Below are 2236 nucleotides of genomic sequence, written 5' to 3'. Positions count from 1 at the left end.
CATATGCAGTATTTATGGTTTCTGCTCGTCAAGCTAAAGAACAATTATCTACTCAAGAATCAGTTCAGTTAAAATTACTTGAAAATGTATTAACACTGGACCGTCCAACTTTTGAAAGTATTATTCAAGTTGCTTTAGATAAAACAATCAGTGTTTGTAAGCGTGTTTTACGTGATGCAAAACTTGAATTATCAGATATTCAAAATGTTGTTTTAGTGGGTGGCTCTACGCGTTCGTATGCTGTTCAACAAGCGGTTCGTAATGTATTTAACCAAGAACCCCTTTGCACGATCAACCCTGATGAAGTGGTTGCAATTGGTGCTTCGATTACTGCCAACCAATTAATTGGAAACAGTCAAGACGGTTCATTACTTTTAGACGTAACTCCTCTTTCACTTGGTCTAGAAACCATGGGTGGACTAGTAGAGCGCCTTATTTCACGTAATACTGCTATTCCTGTTGCTCGTCGTCAAGAATTCACAACTTATCAAGATGGCCAAACCGCCATGCTTATTCATGTGGTTCAAGGTGAACGAGATTTGGTAGAACATTGTCGTTCATTAGGAAAATTTGTTCTTCACGGTATTCCACCAATGACGGCTGGTCAAGCACGTATTGAAGTTACCTTTCAGGTAGATGCAGATGGTCTACTTACTGTTTCAGCTCGTGAAACAACTTCTGGTGTACAGGCTCAAATTGATATTAAACCATCTTATGGCTTATCAGAATCTGACACTGAGCGCTTATTAATTGAAGGTTTCCAACACGCGGAAGAAGATAAAAATCTACGCCATTTAAAAGAAACTAAAGTTGAAGCCCAACGTGAACTTGAAGCATTAGAACAAGCTCTCAAAGTTGATGCTGATTTGCTTAATGATGAGCAGCTTGAAGCACTTAAAACTGCTGAAAATGTGCTGAAAGTTCAGCTTGAAGGCAATGATATTCAAGCAATTGAAAAAGCTGTAGAACAACTTAAAGTACATAGTGATGCTTTTGCCGCACTACGTATGAATCGACATATTGACCACGCCTTAAAAGGTACAAAACTTGAAGATTGGTCAAATTCAAACTAAAGGTATAGGTGATCAATATGCCCCGTATTAAAGTACTTCCTCATGCTCAGTTTTGCCCTGAAGGCGCAGAATTTGAAGTTGAACAAAATGCAAATCTTTGTCAAAGTTTGCTTGATCGAGGAATTAAAATTGAACACGCTTGTGACATGTCGTGTGCATGTACAACTTGTCACGTAGTCGTTCGTAAGGGTTTTGACAGCCTAGAAGAAATGGATGATGTTGAAGCAGATCTTTTAGATCGCGCTTGGGGTCTTGAACCAGATTCTCGTCTCTCTTGCCAAGTGAAGATTGTTGATGAAGATTTAGAAATTGAGATTCCTAAATATACAATCAATCACGCATCCGAAAGCCATTAAAATAAAAAAGCTGCTTTTAAAGCAGCTTTTTTTTACTTCACGTTTTAAGCTTTACACCTGATCTTGTTGATCAATTTCAATAGGCTTAACTTCATCTTCAAGTCTTAAACGTGCAATACCTTGAGTATTAATTAAAGTTTGTTGAACTTTAAGTCGTTGAATCATTTTCTCAAGTACTTCTACTAATTCAGGGTACTCATAGTTTTGTACTTCTTCTAAATTAAGTACTAAATGAAAGCCTTTATATTCATAGTCGAACCATTGTTGATGATCTGACTTATTCCCTGTGTATTTCTCCATTACCTGCCATGTCTTCACAGCACCTTGAATACCTTTTAAGTAAATTGGTGTTTTTGGAGCACAAAGAAAATCACTTTTAATTAATTGATAAGTATCATCTGAAATTAAAATTTCATCTATTTCAGCAGCGTATTGTAAACGAGCTGCCAAATTCACATCACGACCTACAATAGTATAAGCCATACGATGTGTTGCCCCATAGTTCCCTACGTGGCAGTAACCAGTACTAATTCCCATGCGAATATGTAAGGCTGAGTAGCCCATTTTTTTCCAACGCTCACGCAGCAATTTCATTTGCTGACGCATAGCGATTGCCATTTCTACACAGGCTTTTGCATCTTGCTCTACACCCTGAGAATTCGGATCACCAAAAAATATGAGGATGGCATCCCCCATAAATTTGTCGACGGTAGCTTCATACTGCTTGGCAATTTCCGTCATATGGCTTAAATAGTCATTAAGCAAAAATGCCAAATCATCAGGGATTAAAGTTTCTGATAACTCTGT

The 2236-nt window shown here is 37.7% G+C and carries 3 protein-coding genes; 2 read left to right on the top strand and 1 reads right to left on the bottom strand.

Translation table 11 applies throughout. The features are described 5' to 3' along the window. Both UC75_RS19825 and fdx read left to right on the top strand, forming a co-directional pair. A partial coding sequence (locus UC75_RS19825; protein WP_228137027.1) for an Hsp70 family protein occupies positions 1–1073 on the top strand: 1073 nt, incomplete at its 5' end. A gap of 17 nt (positions 1074–1090) precedes the next feature. After that, positions 1091–1429: an ISC system 2Fe-2S type ferredoxin gene (gene fdx / locus UC75_RS02295; RefSeq protein ID WP_004792653.1), complete on the top strand. Its 339-nt coding sequence runs from the start codon at positions 1091–1093 to the stop codon at positions 1427–1429. Between the two features lie 51 nt (positions 1430–1480). On the opposite strand, the gene UC75_RS19820 is transcribed toward fdx, so the two are convergent. Then, positions 1481–2236: adenylate/guanylate cyclase domain-containing protein (locus UC75_RS19820; protein ID WP_228137026.1), on the bottom strand; the 756-nt coding region annotated here is incomplete at its 5' end.

Source organism: Acinetobacter sp. V2 (assembly GCF_001188385.1).
Classification (GTDB): domain Bacteria; phylum Pseudomonadota; class Gammaproteobacteria; order Pseudomonadales; family Moraxellaceae; genus Acinetobacter; species Acinetobacter oleivorans.
This window is presented reverse-complemented; position numbering and strand designations above follow the sequence as displayed.

What these genes read in the sequence shown, in the direction of transcription:
- fdx (WP_004792653.1), top strand. Translation starts at nt 1,091, where the DNA reads ATGCCCCGTATTAAAGTACTTCCTCATGCTCAGTTTTGCCCTGAAGGC.